The sequence below is a fragment of the Thioclava kandeliae genome, from assembly GCF_040297545.1.
Classification (GTDB): Bacteria; Pseudomonadota; Alphaproteobacteria; order Rhodobacterales; family Rhodobacteraceae; genus Thioclava; species Thioclava kandeliae.
On sequence record NZ_JAYWLC010000005.1, the window covers coordinates 17,024 to 34,284 of the forward strand.

At 61.3% G+C, this 17,261-nt stretch carries 23 protein-coding genes; 7 read left to right on the plus strand and 16 right to left on the minus strand.

The window, feature by feature from the left end:
* The first annotated feature begins 17 nt into the window (after positions 1-17).
* Together VSX56_RS07785 and VSX56_RS07790 are read left to right on the plus strand one after the other, a co-directional pair.
* On the plus strand, positions 18-1,679 hold the full coding sequence (locus tag VSX56_RS07785; RefSeq protein WP_350936191.1) for an acyl-CoA dehydrogenase family protein: 1,662 nt from the start codon (positions 18-20) through the stop codon (positions 1,677-1,679).
* A gap of 87 nt (positions 1,680-1,766) precedes the next feature.
* Positions 1,767-2,270: a GNAT family N-acetyltransferase gene (locus VSX56_RS07790; RefSeq protein WP_350936193.1), complete on the plus strand. Its 504-nt coding sequence runs from the start codon at positions 1,767-1,769 to the stop codon at positions 2,268-2,270.
* 10 nt (positions 2,271-2,280) lie between these two features.
* Here VSX56_RS07790 and recO read toward each other — a convergent pair whose 3' ends face one another.
* The 12 genes from recO to folK all read right to left on the minus strand — a co-directional run bounded on the left by recO (position 2,281) and on the right by folK (position 11,471).
* Positions 2,281-3,003 (minus strand): DNA repair protein RecO, encoded by a 723-nt coding sequence (recO, locus tag VSX56_RS07795; RefSeq protein ID WP_350936195.1) that lies wholly within the window; start codon positions 3,001-3,003, stop codon positions 2,281-2,283.
* Position 3,004: 1 nt separating this feature from the next.
* Complete coding sequence (locus tag VSX56_RS07800) at positions 3,005-3,331, minus strand: DUF1491 family protein (RefSeq protein ID WP_339114328.1); 327 nt, start codon at positions 3,329-3,331, stop codon at positions 3,005-3,007.
* Positions 3,331-4,242, minus strand: coding sequence for a GTPase Era (gene era / locus VSX56_RS07805; protein WP_350936197.1), 912 nt, complete (start codon positions 4,240-4,242; stop codon positions 3,331-3,333). Before era ends, VSX56_RS07800 begins: the two co-directional genes overlap by 1 nt.
* Positions 4,239-4,925, minus strand: a complete 687-nt coding sequence (gene rnc, locus VSX56_RS07810; RefSeq protein WP_350936199.1) for a ribonuclease III — start codon at positions 4,923-4,925, stop codon at positions 4,239-4,241. The genes era and rnc overlap by 4 nt, the downstream gene beginning before the upstream one ends.
* Entirely contained in the window at positions 4,922-5,710 is a 789-nt protein-coding gene (gene lepB / locus VSX56_RS07815) for a signal peptidase I (RefSeq protein ID WP_339114325.1), read from the minus strand. The genes rnc and lepB overlap by 4 nt, the downstream gene beginning before the upstream one ends.
* Positions 5,711-5,766: 56 nt before the next feature.
* A complete protein-coding gene (gene acpS / locus VSX56_RS07820) occupies positions 5,767-6,192 on the minus strand; it encodes a holo-ACP synthase (protein WP_339114324.1) in 426 nt (141 codons plus the stop codon).
* Positions 6,189-6,632 carry an ABZJ_00895 family protein gene (locus tag VSX56_RS07825; protein ID WP_339114323.1) on the minus strand — a complete coding sequence of 148 codons (444 nt, stop codon included), beginning with the start codon at positions 6,630-6,632 and terminating at the stop codon, positions 6,189-6,191. The genes acpS and VSX56_RS07825 overlap by 4 nt, the downstream gene beginning before the upstream one ends.
* Before the next feature lie 18 nt (positions 6,633-6,650).
* Positions 6,651-7,394: a pyridoxine 5'-phosphate synthase gene (locus VSX56_RS07830; protein WP_339114322.1), complete on the minus strand. Its 744-nt coding sequence runs from the start codon at positions 7,392-7,394 to the stop codon at positions 6,651-6,653.
* 78 nt (positions 7,395-7,472) lie between these two features.
* Entirely contained in the window at positions 7,473-8,222 is a 750-nt protein-coding gene (locus tag VSX56_RS07835) for a DUF2062 domain-containing protein (RefSeq protein ID WP_350936203.1), read from the minus strand.
* Between the two features lie 76 nt (positions 8,223-8,298).
* Positions 8,299-10,416, minus strand: a complete 2,118-nt coding sequence (locus tag VSX56_RS07840; protein WP_339114320.1) for a RelA/SpoT family protein — start codon at positions 10,414-10,416, stop codon at positions 8,299-8,301.
* 34 nt (positions 10,417-10,450) lie between these two features.
* Positions 10,451-10,813, minus strand: a complete 363-nt coding sequence (rpoZ, locus tag VSX56_RS07845) for a DNA-directed RNA polymerase subunit omega (protein ID WP_339114319.1) — start codon at positions 10,811-10,813, stop codon at positions 10,451-10,453.
* Positions 10,814-10,886: 73 nt separating this feature from the next.
* Complete coding sequence (gene folK / locus VSX56_RS07850; protein WP_339114318.1) at positions 10,887-11,471, minus strand: 2-amino-4-hydroxy-6-hydroxymethyldihydropteridine diphosphokinase; 585 nt, start codon at positions 11,469-11,471, stop codon at positions 10,887-10,889.
* 150 nt (positions 11,472-11,621) lie between these two features.
* On the opposite strand from folK, the gene VSX56_RS07855 reads away from it, so the two are divergent.
* Both VSX56_RS07855 and VSX56_RS07860 read left to right on the plus strand, forming a co-directional pair.
* The gene (locus VSX56_RS07855) at positions 11,622-12,176 is read left to right on the plus strand and encodes a LabA-like NYN domain-containing protein (RefSeq protein WP_339114317.1); all 555 of its coding nucleotides are present in this window, start codon (positions 11,622-11,624) and stop codon (positions 12,174-12,176) included.
* A gap of 105 nt (positions 12,177-12,281) precedes the next feature.
* On the plus strand, positions 12,282-12,731 hold the full coding sequence (locus VSX56_RS07860; RefSeq protein ID WP_350936206.1) for a YqaA family protein: 450 nt from the start codon (positions 12,282-12,284) through the stop codon (positions 12,729-12,731).
* On the opposite strand, the gene VSX56_RS07865 is transcribed toward VSX56_RS07860, so the two are convergent.
* From VSX56_RS07865 to VSX56_RS07875, 3 genes are read right to left on the minus strand one after another with little or no spacing between them, the layout of a single operon-like run.
* Complete coding sequence (locus VSX56_RS07865) at positions 12,728-14,044, minus strand: MATE family efflux transporter (protein WP_350936208.1); 1,317 nt, start codon at positions 14,042-14,044, stop codon at positions 12,728-12,730. The genes VSX56_RS07860 and VSX56_RS07865 overlap by 4 nt on opposite strands.
* A 12-nt stretch (positions 14,045-14,056) precedes the next feature.
* Entirely contained in the window at positions 14,057-14,563 is a 507-nt protein-coding gene (locus VSX56_RS07870) for a PaaI family thioesterase (RefSeq protein ID WP_339114314.1), read from the minus strand.
* Positions 14,560-14,982 carry a PaaI family thioesterase gene (locus tag VSX56_RS07875; protein WP_339114313.1) on the minus strand — a complete coding sequence of 141 codons (423 nt, stop codon included), beginning with the start codon at positions 14,980-14,982 and terminating at the stop codon, positions 14,560-14,562. The genes VSX56_RS07870 and VSX56_RS07875 overlap by 4 nt, the downstream gene beginning before the upstream one ends.
* A gap of 187 nt (positions 14,983-15,169) precedes the next feature.
* On the opposite strand from VSX56_RS07875, the gene VSX56_RS07880 reads away from it, so the two are divergent.
* From VSX56_RS07880 to VSX56_RS07890, 3 genes are all read left to right on the plus strand, one after another.
* Positions 15,170-15,538, plus strand: coding sequence for a MerR family transcriptional regulator (locus VSX56_RS07880; RefSeq protein WP_406871115.1), 369 nt, complete (start codon positions 15,170-15,172; stop codon positions 15,536-15,538).
* Between the two features lie 214 nt (positions 15,539-15,752).
* Positions 15,753-16,151 carry a MerR family transcriptional regulator gene (locus VSX56_RS07885; RefSeq protein WP_350936211.1) on the plus strand — a complete coding sequence of 133 codons (399 nt, stop codon included), beginning with the start codon at positions 15,753-15,755 and terminating at the stop codon, positions 16,149-16,151.
* A 200-nt stretch (positions 16,152-16,351) separates the two neighbouring features.
* The gene (locus tag VSX56_RS07890; protein ID WP_339114310.1) at positions 16,352-16,564 is read left to right on the plus strand and encodes a hypothetical protein; all 213 of its coding nucleotides are present in this window, start codon (positions 16,352-16,354) and stop codon (positions 16,562-16,564) included.
* Between the two features lie 69 nt (positions 16,565-16,633).
* Here the strand turns inward: VSX56_RS07890 and VSX56_RS07895 are convergent, their stop codons facing one another.
* A complete protein-coding gene (locus VSX56_RS07895; protein ID WP_339114309.1) occupies positions 16,634-17,233 on the minus strand; it encodes a Hint domain-containing protein in 600 nt (199 codons plus the stop codon).
* Positions 17,234-17,261 lie beyond the last annotated feature (28 nt).

Sequence of the window (17,261 nt, forward strand, 5' to 3'; positions counted from 1 at the left end):
AGAGGGAGGACTGATTCATGGCGCATGACGGGGCGGAGATGAGCATGAAGGGTATTATGGCGGGGCTGACCGGGCTGACAGGGGCGACGCTCCCCGAGATCGCCGTTCTGGTGGCCGAGGCCAAGGACGCTTTGCGCGCCAAGGTCACCGAAGACGGGCGCATCTCAGCCGCGGCACTGGAGGACCACCAGTTCCAGGCCCATGCGCTGGCATGGCTTGCCACCTATGAGGAAAGCCTCAAACAACTCCACGCCTGGGCGGCGCGCGCGGGCGAACACGGCCTCGGAACCATCGATGCGCTCCTGCTGCAGATCGGCTTCGGCGAATATCTCAACCAGATCGCGGGCGGCATCCCGATGAGCCAGGGCGAGATCGCGCGCCTGTCGGATCTGGAGATCAGCTGGACCCCTTCGGCCGAGGCGCGCGAGTTGATGGCGCATGGCAATAGCCCGCAAGCGCGCCAGACGCTCGTGGCCGAGTTGCGCGAGCTGCAAGGGCGCTCGATCTTCGGCACCTCCGGGCTGGACGAGGAACTGGAGATGGTCCGTGAGCAGTTCTACCGCTATGCCGAGGAAAAGGTGAAACCTTTTGCCCATGAATGGCACCTGAAGGACGAGCTGATCCCGATGGAGACGATCGGGGAACTGGCAGAGCTCGGCGTGTTCGGCCTGACCATCCCCGAGGAATATGGCGGTTTCGGCATGTCCAAGGCGGCGATGGCCGTCGTGACCGAGGAACTGTCGCGCGGCTATATCGGTGTGGGCTCTCTGGGCACGCGATCGGAGATCGCGGCAGAGCTGATCCTATGCGGCGGCACCGAGGAGCAGAAACAGAAATGGCTGCCCGGTCTGGCCTCGGGCGAGATCCTCTCGACCGCCGTCTTTACCGAACCGAATACCGGCTCCGATCTGGGCTCCCTGCGCACCCGCGCGGTGAAAGAGGGCGATGACTGGGTGATCACCGGCAACAAGACATGGATCACCCATGCGCAGCGCACCCATGTGATGACGCTTCTGGCCCGCACCGACCCCGCCACGAGCGACTATAAGGGCCTGTCGATGTTCCTCGCCGAAAAGACGCCGGGCACCGATGACAATCCCTTCCCCACCGAGGGCATGACCGGCGGCGAGATCGAGGTGCTGGGCTATCGCGGCATGAAGGAATACGAGCTGGCCTTTGACGGCTTCCGCGTGAAGGGCGAGAATCTTCTGGGCGGCGAAGAGGGCCGTGGCTTCAAGCAACTGATGGAGACATTCGAATCCGCCCGCATCCAGACCGCCGCGCGCGCGGTGGGCGTGGCGCAATCGGCCTGCGAGGTGGCGATGCAATACGCCATCGACCGCAAGCAGTTCGGCAAATCGCTGATCGAGTTCCCGCGCGTGGCCGGCAAGATCGCGATAATGGCCGCCGAGATCATGATCGCCCGCCAGCTGACCTATTACTCGGCTTGGGAAAAGGATCACGGCCATCGCTGTGACCTTGAGGCGGGTATGGCGAAACTGCTGGGTGCCCGCGTCGCATGGTCCGCCGCCGATAACGGATTGCAGATCCATGGCGGCAACGGTTTCGCGCTGGAATACCAGATCTCGCGCATCCTGTGTGACGCCCGCATCCTCAATATCTTCGAGGGCGCCGCCGAGATCCAGGCGCAGGTGATCGCCCGCCGCCTTCTGGGCTGACCCCGACGGGTCGGGGCTCACGGGCCCCGATTTCCATTGCAAACCGCCTTCATCCGCGCAATCTGGGCGGAAAAGAAGGAGACCGCCATGATCCGTGACGCGCGCGCGACTGATGCCGAGGATATTCTGGAAATCTACAATGACGCGGTAGAGACCACGACCGCGATCTGGAACGAGATCCTCGTCGATGCCGAGAACCGCCGCGCATGGATTGCCGAGCGTCAGGCGGCAGGGTATCCGGTCTTTGTCACAGAGATCGACGGCAAGGTGATGGGCTATGCAAGCTATGGCCCTTATCGCCCCCATGATGGCTATGCGCTGAGCATCGAGCATTCGGTCTATGTGCACCCGTCGATGCGCGGGCGCGGGCTCGGCACGCCGATGCTCGAGGCGCTGATCACCCATGCACGCGCGGCGGGCAAACATGTGATGGTCGCGGCAATTTCCGAGGACAATCCCGGCTCGATCAGGCTGCATGAACGGCTGGGCTTTGTTGAAACGGGCCGGATGCCCGAGGTCGGGCGCAAATTCGGGCGCTGGCTCAATCTGGTGCTGTTGCAGCTGAAGCTGGACGACCGGCCCGCGCCCTAAAGCCGCGATATCACAAGCGGGCGAGCGCCTCGACCAGACGCGCCCGTGCGGCAGGCAGCGGGCGGTTGCCCAGAGCGGGGGCCAGATGGGCGTTCAGGAAATGGCCCGTCAGCCCCAGACCCGCCTCGACCTCGGCCAGCGAGGCAGGCCCCTGCCCCAGCAGGAATTGCGGCAAGGGCAGAAGGCGCGGCGCCCAATCACCCGCGCCCGCACGGCTGACCGCCCGGCCTGTCCTCGGGCTGACATAGGCCAGATCGTCAAACGAACCGGTTACCGCACAGCGCGTGAGGTCCAGCCCGTAGCCCAGATCCTCCAGCAGGCTCATTTCCCAGCGCAGATAATCCAGTATCCAGCCCTCATGGGCCTGACCGATCACATCGAACAGAGGCTCGGAGCGGTGATAAAGGGCAGGATGCGCCTCGCGGTCGGGCAGCGCGAAAGCCAGCAGAGCGCAGGTCGAATTGAGCCCCAGAAGCGCCATCCGGTCGGCCATGGCCCCCGCGCGGGATTTCAGCGGCTCGACGGTAAAGGACCCCAGCTGATCGGCCAGACGTGCCCGCCACGTCACGCTTACATGGCTGCCCGGTTGCAGATGCGCGGCCATCTTGCGCGAGGCCCCGCCCCGCACGATGCCCGCATGGCGGCCATGGGTTTCGGTAAACACCTCGATCAGGCGCGAGGTCTCGCCCTGAGGACGGCTGGTCAGGATGGTGCCTTGATCAACCCAGTCCATCTCAATCCATCAAACCGTCTTCATCCAGCAGCGTGACGCCCTCGCGGCTCTCGATCTCGATCACCCAGAGGTCGCGGTCGAAGCTGCGCTGTTTACGGATCGAGGCATCGACATCGGGCTCGGGGCCCGACACCAGAGACATCCATTTGCGCGCGCCCGTCATCAGATCGAAACTGCGCTGGAAGGCCTCGGCGGTGCCATCGAGGCGGGCGCATTTCACCAGCACCGCGCCCGAGGCATCATTGCCATGCGCCGTCACATAGGCCGGAATATTCGCAAGCTCGAGCCGTTTGAGATAGGCCTTCACCCAGAATTCCGCCGTCAGCATCAATCGCCGTCCTTGAAGTCCAGACCCATCTCGGAATAGCGGTCGCGCTCTTCGAGCCAGTTCGGACGCACCTTCACCTGCAAGAACAGATGCACGGTCTTGCCAAGGAACTCGCACAGCTCGGCACGCGCCGCGGTGGACACGCCCTTGATCGTCTCGCCGCCCTTGCCCAGAACGATGCCCTTATGGCCGTCGCGCGCGACATAGATCACCTGATCGATACGGGTGGTGCCATCCTCGCGGTCGGTCCAGTGCTCGGTCTCGACGGTCAGCTGATAGGGAAGCTCCTCATGCAGACGCAGGGTCAGCTTCTCGCGGGTGATCTCGGCGGCGATCATGCGCATCGGCAGATCGGCGATCTGGTCCTCGGGATAGAGCCACGGGCCTGCGGGCACCTCGCCTGCCAGCCATTCGCGCAGATCCTCGACCCCGTGGCCGCGCTCGGCAGAGATCATGAAGGTCTTCACGAAGGGGAAAGCGTCGTTGAGTTTCTGGGTCAGCGCCAGAAGATCCTCGGATTTCACCTTGTCGATCTTGTTGATCGCCAGCGCCACCGGCTGGTCGCCCCCGCGTTCCTTCAGCGCCTCGATGATCGCCTCGACACCACCGGTCAGCCCGCGATGGGCCTCGACGAGGAGCACCACCACATCGGCATCCGCAGCCCCACCCCATGCGGCCTTCACCATCGCGCGGTCCAGACGGCGGCGCGGGCGGAAGATACCGGGGGTATCCACGAAGACGATCTGGCTCTGGCCCGCCATCGCCACACCACGGATACGCGCGCGGGTGGTCTGGACCTTATGCGTGACGATCGACACTTTCGCGCCCACCATCCGGTTCAGCAGCGTCGATTTACCGGCATTGGGCTCGCCGATCAGGGCAACAAAGCCTGCGCGGGTCTCTTCGGTCATGCTTTCTTCTCCATCCGGTCGAGCAGGGCTCGGGCTGCGGCCTGTTCGGCCTGACGTTTTGCACGGGCCTTGGCACGGGCGCTTTCGCCATTTTCAAGTTGGGCTTCGATCTCGAAGACGGGCGCGTGGTCCGGCCCGTCCCGCGAGATGGTAACATATTTCGGCGGTGCGAGATGACGAGCCTGCGCCCATTCCTGCAACGAGGTCTTGGCGTCACGGCTATCGGCATCCACGCTCTCGACACGGTCTCCCCAAAGACGCAGCACCAGATCGCGCGCCACCTCGAAACCGGCATCCAGATAGACAGCGGCAATCACCGCCTCCATCGCATCGGCCAGAAGAGCCTCCTTGCGGCGGCCGCCGGTCATCATCTCGGAGCGTCCGAGTTTGAGCACCGCACCCAGATCGATCTGGCGGGCCACTTCGGCGCAGGCTTCCTTGCGCACCAGCGCGTTGAAACGCGGCGCAAGCTGGCCTTCGGTGGCGGCTTTATCGGCAGAAAACAGTGCCTCGGCCATTGTCAGCCCCAGAACGCGATCGCCCAGAAATTCCAGCCGCTGGTTATCGGGGCGGGTCTTGGTGGAGATCGACGCATGGGTCAACGCACGAATAATCAGCTCGGGCTTATCAAACTGATGCCCGAGCCGATCCATGAAGTCTGTTATGTCGCTTGAGATTTTCACTCGATTGCCTTGAAGAAACGATCCGGACGCCAGGTCCAGAAGAAGAAGAGCGACCGCCCTGCCGAAGAGAACATGATGCGGTCGGCGCGACCGATCAGATATTCCGCAGGCACGAAGCCCACACCGCCTGCGCGCACCGGCACGCGGCTGTCTTCGGAATTGTCGCGGTTATCCCCCATGAAGAAATACTCGCCTTCGGGGACGGTGAAGACTTCGGTGTTATCCACAAATCCCTGGGTGGTGATGTTGAGGATATCATGCGTCACGCCATTGGGCAGGGTTTCGCGCTGGCGCTCCTTGACGCAGGTGCCGCCCGTGCCCACCGGATCATTGGCGCAGCGCGGGGTCAGGCCCTGCGGACCTTGCGGCTCCTTGATCTCGGTAAAATCTGGGGCACTTTCCAGCTTCACGGCCTTGTCGTTAATATAGAGCACACCGTCGCGCACTTGGATACGGTCGCCCGGCAGGCCGATCAGACGTTTGATGAAATCGACGCCTTTAGTCGGATGGCGGAACACCACCACATCGCCGCGCTGCGGGTCATGCGCGAAGATCCGGCCATTGATCGGGCAAGCCGAGAACGGGCAGGAATAGCGCGAATAGCCATAGGCCATCTTGTTCACGAACAGGAAATCGCCGATCAGCAGCGTATCCTTCATCGACCCCGACGGGATCCAGAAGGGCTGGAAGAAGAGCGTGCGGAACACGCCCGCGATGAGCAAGGCCCAGAAAACCGTCTTGATCGTCTCGATGATGCCGTTCTGGGGCTTCGACTTGGCTGCCATGCGGGGCGTGCTCCTTTGTAGCTTGCGCCCTTCCTTCGCGCGATGTGCGGGCGCTGTCAAGAAAGGCCAGCGCCGGAAGGGGTAGAAAGCGGTCGTGCTTCGATCACAACAAAGGCCTGTGCCCAGGGATGGTCATCCGTCAGGGTCACATGGATCACCGCCTCGTGACCGGCAGGCGTGATCTGCGCGAGCCGCTCGGCCGCCCATCCAGTGACCTCCATCACCGGCTGGCCGGTGGGCAGGTTGGTCACCGCCATGTCCTTCCACGAGATCCCCATCCGCAGCCCCGTGCCAAGCGCCTTCGAGCAAGCCTCCTTGGCCGCCCAGCGTTTGGCATAGGTGCCCGCGATATCGGCGCGGGCCTCGGCCTTGGCCTGTTCGACTTCCGTGAACACGCGATTGCGGAACCGGTCCCCGAAACGGTCGAGCGTATTCTGGATCCGTTCTATATTGGCCAGATCACTTCCGATCCCGATGATCATGTCTTTGCCTGTCTGGCGGCGCGTTTCGCCTGCGCCTTCAGCGTCGATTTGGCAATATTCCGGAAAATGAAGCGCGAGGCGACCGCTGTCAGCACGAAGATGGCGCCCAAGGCGGCCAACACATAGGCCGCGAATTGTGCAAGCGTCAAGCCGGTGAAGCTCTCGGGCACGAGCCAGTAGAAGGCCGCGCCTGCAAGACATTGCAACACCATAACGACCATCCCCGCCTGCAGACCGAAACGCCATGCGTCACCTTTTGTCGGAAGGCGTTCGTGCTTCTGCGCATAGCATTGGCCCTCGACGAAGGCCGCGATGATGACGGGGATGAGCGCGATTGATCGGGCTTCGATATAGATGCCCGCCATGGAGAGCCCTGTTAGCAAGACGCCCAGACCGAGCATCGTGGCCACAAGAACCAGAATATATCTTTTGAAGTTCATACGTTTCTCATCGACCCCTCAACCGCGGGCCGCATCCATCAGATGGCGCATATGCTCGACAGCCGGCCGCAGACCGAGGAAGACAGCCTCGGCAATCAGGAAATGCCCGATATTGAGCTCCTTGATCTCCTTGATCGCGGCAATGGGCGAGACGGTGTCATAGGTCAGCCCGTGACCCGCATGGACCTCGAGCCCCAGCGAATGCGCATAGGCGGCTCCGGCGGCCAGCGCCTCGAGTTCGAGATCACGCTCGGCAAAACGGCCCGCAAAATGCATATCGCAGTAATGGCCGGTATGCAGTTCGATCACCTGCGCGCCGATCTTGGCCGAAGCCTCGATCTGGGCCGGCTCGTGGCCGATGAACATCGAGACACGGATACCGGCATCGACCAGAGGCTTGAGATATTCGGTCAGACGCGCCTGATCGGCGGCGACATCCAGCCCGCCCTCGGTCGTCACCTCCTCGCGCTTCTCGGGCACGATACAGCAGGCATGCGGGATATGGCGCAGGGCGATGGCCTGCATCTCGGGAGTGGACGCCATCTCGAAGTTCAGGGGTGTGCTCAACTCGGCCCGCAGCGCCTCGATATCGCTGTCGCGGATATGGCGGCGATCTTCGCGCAGATGCGCCGTAATGCCGTCAGCCCCCGCCTCTTCGGCCAGTTTAGCCGCACGGACAGGGCTCGGATAGGACGAGCCGCGGGCGTTACGGATCGTAGCGACGTGATCGATATTCACGCCAAGACGGAGTTTCTTCGACATTTATGGGCCAACCTTCAAGGCAATCAACTTGCCCCGAGTATGGCCCGTCTCACGGGCGGATTGAACCCCAATATGACGTCAGCTCTCGCGCTTTGCGGCCTTGTCGCTGGCGCGGCGTTCGGTACGCTCGCGCGAGCGGGCGGCAAGCTTGGCGCGGGCCTGTTCGAGGCGCTCCTTGAGCCGCGCGCGACGACGGTTCTGATAGGCCGAGATGAAGGGCAGCGTAACGTAATACATCACGATCCCTGCGATCAGCCCCGGCAGAAGCCCGCCTACCAGATAAGGCAGCCAGACATCCTCGAAGAACTGTTTCAGCCCGCCCCATTCGGTCTGCGCAGGCGTGAAGACCGAATAGAGGTTATGCACCAGATCATGGCCTGCCCGGGCAAATACCTCGCCCAGCGTGGTCGCGGCCTGCGGATCGGGCGAGAGGATTGATCCGCCCTGCCCCAACTCCGTCTGATGCGGATGGTCTTCACCCAGAATGAACCGCCCGAACTGGGTGGCCGAGACGGCGATGATCGGGAAGGTCAGCGGGTTGCCGAAAAACGTGCCGAGGATCGAGGCGATGATATTGCCCCGCAAAATCCACGCCAGAGCCGCAGCGCCGAAGAAATGCAGTCCGAAGAAGGGCGTGAAAGAAATGAACACCCCAGCCGCAATGCCCCGCGCGATACGCTGCGGGCGGTCCGGGAGGCGGTTGATGCGGTGTTTGACATACTGGAAGGCACGCGACCATCCCGTACGCGGCCACAAAGCATCCCGCGCGGCGATCAGGACAGGTTTTTTATCACGCCGCTTGAACACGTTGAACTTACTTCCCTTCATCCGCTGACACTGGCTGTGCGCGAATTACCACGCAACCATCAAGGCCCGCTTACAAGGTAGACGCAACCGCCAATCGTCAGGGCTTATGCGATAAATCGCGCCAGCGTTCCACCTGTGCCACATCTGTTTCGGCTTCGAGCGCTGTCAACAGGCGGTGGAGATGCTCCATATCCCGCAACTCCACCTCTATGATCAAAGAGTAAAAGTCCGGTTTCCGGTCCACGAAATTCAGATCCGAGATATTCGCCCGTTGCTGGCCGATCAGGGTGCAGATATGCCCCAGCACACCTGCATCGTTCGAGATCGTGACCTTCAGCGAAGCGGTATAGACCGGCGGATGCTGGCCGCCCTGCCAATGCAGATCGACCCAGCGCTCGGGTTCGCTCTCCACATCCTCCAGCGCCGGGCAGTCGATCGAATGGATGACCACGCCCTTGCCGCGATAGGTGATACCCACGATCCGCTCGCCCGGAAGCGGCTGACAACAGCCTGCGCGGGTGAAGCTCTGATCGGCGCCGAGGCCGATCACGGCACGCGTCGGCTCGATAGTCTCCTCGCGGCGATGGATCAGTTCAGGGTAAAGGACGCTGATCACCTCGCTCGAGGTGATCTCCGCCGACCCCAGCCGCGCCAGCACCTCGGTCTCGTCGGTCAGCCCCAAAGCCTTGGCGGCGGTGCGCAGCGCCTTGTCGGAGACCTTGCGCCCCACATGCTCGAAGGCCACACGCGCAAGCTCGGAGCCCAGTTTGACAAAGCGGGTCCGGTCTTCCTCGCGCAGGGATTTGCGGATGGACGCCCGCGCGCGTCCCGTGCCCACGATATCGAGCCATGTCGCCTGCGGGCGCTGGCCGGAGGCCGTAATCACCTGAACGGATTGGCCATTTTTCAACCGCGTCCACAAAGGCACGCGGATACCGTCAACCTTCGCGCCCACGCAGGAATTGCCGATCCGTGTGTGGATGGCATAGGCGAAATCGATGGGGGTGGCGCCTTTGGGCAGCTTGACCACATCGCCTTTTGGGGTGAAGCAGAAGACCTGATCGGAATACATCTCCAGCTTGACGGTCTCGAGGAATTCCTCGTGATCGCCCTCGCCGAAACGCTCGGTCAGGGTCGCGATCCACTGCGCCGGATCGACCGCGAACGGGTTCGACGAGCGCGCCCCGTCCTTATAGGCCCAGTGGGCGGCCACACCCGATTCGGCAACCTCGTGCATCTGGCGGGTGCGGATCTGGACTTCGACACGTTTGCCATCGCGCCCCGATACGGTGGTATGGATCGAGCGGTACCCGTTGGTTTTGGGCTGGCTGATATAATCCTTGAACCGCCCCGGCACAGCGCGCCAGCGATGGTGGATCAGCCCAAGCACGCGATAGCATTCGGCCTCGGTCTTGGTGATAACCCGGAAGCCGTAGATGTCGGACAGGCGCGAGAAGGCGAGCTGTTTCTCCTCCATCTTGCGCCAGATGGAATAGGGGCGTTTGGCACGGCCAAACACATCGGCGTCGATTTTCGCCTCTTCGAGCAGCAGACGGATGTCGCCCGAGATCTTGGGAATCACATCCCCGGTCTCTTTCTGCAGCCCGACAAAGCGGCGGATAATCGAAGTCCGCGCCTCGGGGTTGAGCACCTTGAAGGCCAGATCCTCCAGCTCCTCGCGCATCCACTGCATCCCCATACGCCCTGCCAGCGGCGCATAGATCTCCATGGTCTCGCGGGCTTTCTGGGCCTGCTTCTCGGGCTTCATCGACTTGATCGTGCGCATGTTATGCAGACGATCTGCCAGTTTCACGAGAATAACCCGCAGATCCTTCGACATCGCCATGAACAGCTTGCGGAAGTTTTCCGCCTGCTTGGTCTCGGAAGAGGACAGCTGCAGATTGGTCAGCTTGGTCACGCCATCGACCAGCTCGGCGATAGGCTCGCCAAACAGCCCTGCAACCTCCTTGTAAGAGGCGCGGGTGTCTTCGATCGTGTCATGCAAAAGGGCGGTGACGATGGTCGCATCGTCGAGGCGCATCTCGGTCAGGATCGCGGCGACCGCAACCGGATGCGTGAAATAGGGCTCGCCGGACCGGCGGAACTGCCCTTCGTGCATCTGTAGCCCGTAGCTATAGGCGGCACGGATCAACCCGTCATCCGTCTGCGGGTTGTAATTGCGAACGAGCGCGATCAGGTCTTCGACATCGATCATTTACGCTCGTTCCGCATTTTCTCGTAAGTTCAGATTACTCGCGGCCTTGCGCTTCCATCAGCGCGCGCAGCATCCGCTCTTCGTTCATGTCATCATCGGCGGGCTTGTCTGCCGTGGCGGGCTCGCCCGACATCAGCTGTGCCATCTGATCGTCTTCGGGTTCGTCGACTTCGATCTGGGTCTGGTTCGCCTCGATCAGACGCTCGCGCAGATCATCTGCGGATTGGGTCTCGTCGGCGATTTCGCGCAGGGCGCAAACCGGGTTCTTATCGTTGTCACGATCAACCGTCAGGGCAGAACCAGCCGCAATCTCGCGTGCACGATGGGCAGCAAGCATCACCAGTTCGAAACGGTTCGGGACTTTGTCAACGCAATCTTCAACCGTCACGCGGGCCATATGTCACTCCAGTCGGATCTCGGGGAATGTCTGAACCGCCTACATAGGCAGAAACGTCACGATTGACAAGCGCTCATTCACACAACTGCGCCGGATCGAAGGCCGTGAGCCCCTCGGTCTGCGCGGCAGGCAGCTCCGCGATCATCTGACGGACCGTCTTCAAGGTCAATGGATGACGCCAGTTCGGGGCGACTTCGGCCATGGGAATCAGCACGAATCCGCGGTCTTCAAGACGTGGATGGGGCAGGATCAACTCCTGCGGGGTGGCGATCTGCTGCTCTTCGAAGGGAAGCCCTCTCCAGTGACGCAACGTCATTTCTTCTGGCAAGACCCTGTCACCATAGGCGATCAGGTCCAGATCGATCACCCGCGCGCCCCATCGCACCAGTCGCGTCCGTCCCAGCTCCGCCTCAATTTCATGCAATAAATACAATACGTCATAAGGGCTGCCGGATACCTCGAAACATCCACAGGCGTTGACAAAATCCGGACCGCTTCCCGCCGGATAGGCAGGCGACCGATAAAAGCGAGACATTGCCGATGGGCGAAGTGACGCATCACATAAGCGCTTGAAGGCTTCCTTGATTGCATCAGATGGGCTACCGAGTGCAGAAGGAACATTGGCCCCAAAGGCGATGATAATCGTGTTACTATCCATTTAGACAGATACCCATGATCATATTGCATTGCTATCTGACAGCGATATCACTCGCGAAGTCTAATGAGTAGATGAGTTTCGAGCATCTAACCACACCACTCTAGATGCTTTTGGTTGTAGCGAGTGTGAAATAGAAAGGAATTTGATTTCATGTTCTACAAAGACGAACGGCTTGCGCTGTTCATTGACGGCTCGAATCTTTACGCAGCGGCGAAATCGCTCGGGTTCGACATTGATTACAAGCTCCTGCGTCAGGAATTCGAACGTCGCGGGAAGCTGGTACGCGCCTTCTATTACACCGCGCTGCTGGAAAACGAGGAATACTCCCCGATCCGCCCGCTGGTCGACTGGCTGCATTACAACGGCTATGCGATGGTAACCAAACCCGCCAAGGAATACACCGATTCCATGGGTCGCCGGAAGGTGAAGGGCAATATGGATATCGAACTGGCGGTCAATGCGATGGAGCTTGCGCCCCGTCTCGACCATGCCGTGCTCTTCTCCGGTGATGGCGATTTCCGCCCGCTGGTCGAGGCACTACAACGTCAGGGCGTGCGCGTCTCGGTCGTTTCGACAATCCGTTCGCAACCGCCAATGATCGCGGACGAGCTGCGCCGTCAGGCCGATAATTTCATCGAGCTGGATGCGCTGCGCGATGTTGTCGGCCGCCCCCCGCGTGAGCCGCGCGAAGACGACCAAAGCTGAGCCGGACCACCACTCACGGAACCAGTTTGACGGGCGAGGCATTTCCATGCCATCGCCCGTTTCAGTTTAGCGGCCTCACCTGACCGCCATCGACAGGACCATTGCATGTTCGATCTCACCGCCTCCCTTGCCGGTCTGTTCTTCTCCGGCCTGCTGGCGGCGACCCCTATCCCTGCACAATCCGAAATCGTGTTTGTCGCAATGCAGACGGCTGATGCCGCGCCGATCGGCCTGATGATCGTGATTGCGGGCATCGGGAATACGCTTGGCGCGCTGATTACCTATTACATCGGTGCGGGCGTCACCCGCTGGCGCGACCGGAAATGGTTTCCCGCCAGCGAGAAACAGCTCGAGCGCGGGCATCGCTGGTTCGAGCGCTGGGGCAACTGGCTGCTGTTTCTCAGCTGGGCGCCGGGCGGTGATCTGATCTGCCTTATCGCGGGCATCTTGCGGAAATCGTTATGGCAGTTCATTCCGATCGTGTTTCTGGCCAAGACCGGTCGCTATGCCGTTGTCGCGCTCATTGCCGCCAAGACAATGGAAATCGTCCACTAACTCGTGGCCACCCGCCGCTCGAGCCCCGGATAGAGCCCGCCCAAAGTGAGCGCGCGCAGGAAATTCAGCACCATCAGCGCGCCCCAGAGCCCGTGATTGCCCCAGAGCGGCACCATCACATACAGCAGACAGGCATAGATCGTGACGGTCACGATCATCGCATTGCGCATCGCCCGCGTCTGGGTCGCCCCGATGAAGATCCCGTCAAGGATATAGCTGCCGACACTCACCAGCGGCATCACCACAAGCCATGGCAGATAATCCCGCGCCACGCTGCGCACCTCTCCGGCCTGTGCCATGACGTCGATGATTTTCCCGCCCGCAACCGCGAAGACCAGCCCCAGCGCCAGCGAGAAGCCAAGCCCCCAGATTCCGCTGATCCCGCCTGCGCGACGCAGCCGCGCCACGGAGCCCGCGCCCACCGCTTGCCCCACAAGGCTCTCGGCCGCAAAGGCGAAACCGTCCAGTGCGAAGGACGTAATCTGCAGGAACTGCAAGAGCACCTGATTGGCCGCCAGCGCCACATCCCCCCGCCCTGCCGAGAGGAACAGGAAGGTGGTAAAGCTCGCCTGCAGCAGCACGGAACGGATCATGATATCGGCATTGACCCGGAGAAGCTTCATGAGTTCGACCCTGTCGAAGAGCCGCGCAATCCGCATTGCGGCAGGCACGAAAGCCCCGCGTGCCAGCCAGAGCGCCCCGAGCGCACCAAGCACCTCCGAGATCAGCGTCGCCCATGCCACGCCCTCGACGCCCCAGCCAAGCCCCAGCACGAAGAGGAAATCCAGCCCCACATTCAGCGCATTCATCGCCACCTGTATCAGCAGGATCGAGCGGGTGCGTTCCAGCGCGATCAGCCAGCCGATCAACCCGTAAAGCCCGATCGTGGCGGGCGCCCCCCAGATGCGGATCGCGAGATAGTCACGCGCAAGGCTCTCGACCGCGTCGCTGGCAGGCGCCAGACGGAACGCCAGTTCAAAGAGCCATCCCTGCAATGCGATCAGCACCAGACCCGCGACCAGCGCGATCAGGAGCGCGCGCAAGAGCCCTGCGGCGGTTTCCACCCTGTCCCCGCGCCCATACGCCTGAGCCACGAGCCCCGTCGTGCCCATGCGCAAAAACCCGAAGACCCAATAAAGCGAGGACAGGATCACCGCCCCCACCCCAACAGCCCCGATCGGCGCGGCTTCACCCAGCTGCCCCACGACCGCCGTATCGACAAGCCCCAGAAGCGGCACCGTCACATTGGAAAGGACCACCGGCAGGGCGATGGCCAGAACGCGGCGATGCGTGATCGCTTGGGAACCTGTCACGGAGGGCGTCTCTTATCGGGCCAGATCGGCAGGTTCGGGCATCAGGAAATGGCCCGTTGCCTGTGCAAAGGGACGCGCGCGGTTATCCTGCCACGCCTCGACGAAGACGCTGGCATAGCGCCGCCCCGAACGGGTGACCCTTGCGCGCGCATAGGCATCGCGCGGCAGACCGGGCCGCAGATAATCCATCGTGATATCGATGGTCTTGGGCATCGGCGGGATACGGTCGAGCGTGACCTTCTCCTTCTCGAATTCCGGCCAGAGCGTGGACCAGCTCAGCTCGATGATCGCGGTGATCTCCATGAAGGCCGCCGTTGCACCGCCATGCAATGCAGGCACCGAGGCATCCCCGATGAGGCTGTCCTTATAGGGCAGGATCGCGGTCAGCTCGTCTCCACGGCGGTCGAACTCGACGCCGAGGAAATTGATATAGGGCACTGCCGCCACCAGCTGGCGTAGCGCCTCGTCGCGGCGTTTCTTGATGACCTGAACGGGTTCGGGGGACAGACGGGTTTTCATTGGGCCGCCTCCTCGGGCAGATAGACCGTGAAAGCTGCGGTCGCCTGCGCCACAGGCACATCATCGGGCCCGCCACTCTCGTCGCGGGCGATCGCGCGCACGAACGCCACACTGCGCGAGATGCGGTAAACCTCGGCCGAGGCGGTGATCGTCTGCCCCGGAACGGCCGGGCGCATATAATCGATCCGCAGATCGAGCGTCGCGGTGCTCTGGGGGTTTGCGGGATGGGCCATGACCGCCGTTGCACAACAGGTATCCATCAGCACGGAAACCGCGCCCCCATGAACAACGCCGGTCTCCGGATCTCCGATCAATTTTTCGTTATATGGCAACGCCATACGTGCCTTCCCTTCGGAGACCTCGACCATCCGCATATCCAGAGATTTGCAGTGGGGAAGGCCCTCAAGGAAAGAATTCATCAAAAAATTGCTGCTTTTGCCATCATATGTTGGCTTATTATTCTCGGTCATGGACTGTCTCCATCTTTTTCTCGCGGACAGTATCTGCCCCCGCGCGCCCAATACAAGGGCCTTCACCTCCGGGATGCTACCGCTGATTGCGGTTGAAATAACGGCCAGTGCTGTTAGCGTATCGCCACTGAGACGAATGGGGAGGCGTATGCTCAACCTGAAGGAAATGTGTGCAAAATTCGACGTCACTCCTCGAACGCTGCGCTATTACGAATACATTGAACTGCTCGCGCCCATGCGTGAGGGGCGTAAAAGGTTCTATGGCCCAAGGGAAGTCGCAAGGATGACGATCATCCTGCGCGGGAAACGGTTCGGCTTCTCTCTGGAGGAGCTGCGCCAGTGGCTCGAGATATATGATACCGACGGAACGGACGAGCAAAGACGTGTCTTTCTGGAGCTTTCCGAGCGTCAGTTGGTGGTTCTCGAACAGCAGCGCAGCGAGCTGGACAAGACGATTGACGAGTTGAGGAACCTGCGCGAACAAGCGCTTACCCAGAGTAAGTAACATGAAAGAAACTTGATCTTTTACCCTTGGGAAGGCATATCGCCTCTAGGTGGTGCTCCGGCTTTCACCTTATATTCAAAGCCTTTTATATGTCACGACATTCTGTCCAGTCGGGCATAACGCGCTGCACCACAAGCGCATTTTTTTCAAATATCGAGTAACGCATAGGTGGAAATTTCTCTGCTACCTGTGCATTAGACTGTGTGAGGCACGGATGGAAAATGAAGTAATGACGATCCGCGAGATGTGCGACGCCTTCGAGGTAACCCCGCGCACACTCCGGTTCTATGAGAGCAAGGAACTCCTGTTCCCGATACGAGAAGGCCAGAAGCGGCTCTTTACCCGCCGCGACCGGGCCCGTCTCAAGCTGATCTTGCGGTGGAAGCGTTTTGGCTTCAGCCTCGAGGATATCCGGCAGCTGCTGGATCTCTACAGCATCGGCGACAATCAGGTGACCCAGCTAACCGAAACACTGAAGCTCGCGCGCGTCCGCCTGCAGGAAATGCAGCGGGAACGCGACGAACTGGCCGCGGCGATCAACGAGCTGGATGCGGAAATCTCGGCAGGCGAAGGCAAGCTGCAGGAACGCCGCGCGGAGAGCTCGGCCGCCTGAGCTGGCCTGCAAGACAAGACAAAGGTAGGGGCGCCGTCCACCGGTCCGACCCATTTTCCACGGCCGGCCGCCATCCACTCTGGCAAAGCCGAAAGCCCAGGATCACCGGACCCGCCCCTACCACTCCGGCCTTCTTCTGTCCATGCACTCAAAATCTTGCCATATTCTCCGGTTAACGAGAGAAAAACAGCAGGATCGCAATGCCCAAACGCCTCAGACTAACCCGCCGCTTCCCTGCCGCCATGACCAATGACGGCTATCGCCGCCTCCAGCGTTTTGCGCAGGAGGCGGGGCTGTCGCAGGACGAAGCGCTTACATTCATCTTCGAGAATTTCAGTTCGGTTTTCCGCGAGGATAATCTGTCGGCCCGCCTGAGCCTGTTCAAGGCGGAACTGGTCGAGCGCAAAGCCTGATCATCAGCAAAAGGCATGCCGGAGGGAGGTGGCAGCCTTGCGCTCCGGCATAAACCAACGCCGCGCTTTTCAGAGCGCGGCGTCATCCTCTTGGCCGGTTTCATCCCCTTCCTTGAGCGCGTCAATCACGGCACGCGCCGCCTCGACAGGAAGGGAGATATAGGAGGGCAGATTGCCCCCGATCAGCTGTTCTAGCCCTGCGGTCGAAGTGCCGCCGCAATGCACCAGCCCCGCCCCGTTAACATAGATGACCTCGTCATCGGCAAATTGCAGCGTGTAGACGGACAGGCGCTGTGCAGTATCGGCCCGCGCGATACCGCGATAGCCGGTGAGCGCATGGGCAGGCACCAGAACGAAGGGATCGCCAAACGCATCCTCGGCCATATCGCTCTCGATCATCACATATTGGTTTGGCTGCAAGACGATCGCATCGCGATTACCCAAAGCCTGTGCCGGAACCGCAACGAGCTGTCCGTGATCGGGACAATCCGCGCTCCCCGCCAAAGACAGCGACCGTGCGATCCGGCGCAAGGGTCGATATCCATGATCGAACGTCATGACCTCGTCATCGGCCTGAAGCGTCTCGACCGCGCGCCACCCGAATTTGGTCAGCACCAGTGTCCCTTCACAGAGCCCTTCTGTCTTGCCTTCCGAAGATGCGGCGAACATCTGCCGTGCATTTGGCCGCGTGTCGAAG